Source organism: Geobacillus sp. LYN3, from assembly GCF_003064505.1.
In the GTDB taxonomy this organism is placed as follows: domain Bacteria; phylum Bacillota; class Bacilli; order Bacillales; family Anoxybacillaceae; genus Parageobacillus_B; species Parageobacillus_B toebii.
Genome location: NZ_QCWL01000001.1, coordinates 1,950,172 through 1,950,950 on the forward strand (window position 1 = coordinate 1,950,172; position 779 = coordinate 1,950,950).

At 41.8% G+C, this 779-nt stretch carries 1 protein-coding gene; it reads right to left on the reverse strand.

Annotated features, from left to right (window positions below):
- Window positions 1-456: transposase family protein (locus DCC82_RS10080; RefSeq protein ID WP_146177913.1), on the reverse strand; the 456-nt coding region annotated here is incomplete at its 3' end.
- Between the last annotated feature and the right edge of the window lie 323 nt (window positions 457-779).

The following is a 779-nucleotide window of genomic DNA, read 5'->3' on the forward strand; positions in this document are numbered from 1 at the left end:
TCCTTCCTGAAAAGATGCCTCCGTTGCTGCTTGGCGTTCTTTTGCTTTTTTCGACGCGATGGAGTAATAAATGCGTTCCAATGTCGTATATGAGATGCAGTGCTTTCGGCTAACCTCTTGAATGGTGGAGCCTTCACAAAGTTCATACAAGTACTCACAAAATCGATTGGTATAGTGTTGATTTGGTTGAATCGATTCCAAAGAGGCGGAAAACACTTGGGAACAATTCCAGCATCGATAGCGCTTCACCTTCACGAACAAGTACACCGGTTGATGGAAAATCGCCAAATCCCGTACTTTTCTTGTCCGTCTGTCGTGGACAGAGGAAGTGGCAAACCCACAATGAGGGCAACGTTCCTGTGTCTCTGTTTTCTCTACATGAATCGCATAACCATAGGAAAGAAGTTCTTGTTTAATCACTTTAAATTCTGGCAATCCTAGTGATATAGAAAGCACTTACGAGACCTCCTTAATGTTTGTTTCGTCGCTAACATTATTGCCAGGATCTCGTTAGTGCTTTCTCTTTTTTGTCACTAAATCACAAAATTTGGTGATGAACCAAAACTTTAAACCCATATCTTGCATCTTTCTCACCTGAAGACCAAATAAAACTTAAACAACAATTGTTTCCTCATATTTTTGGTAAAGAAGAAGTCGCTGTTAGCCAAGAAACTACACCGACAAGTAACGCTAACTCTGACTTAGTTAACCCGTGGTGCTAGTTGAGTGTCAGCGCTCAACCAGCCCTAGTGTGACCAAGGAATAAGCCAACAAGATGC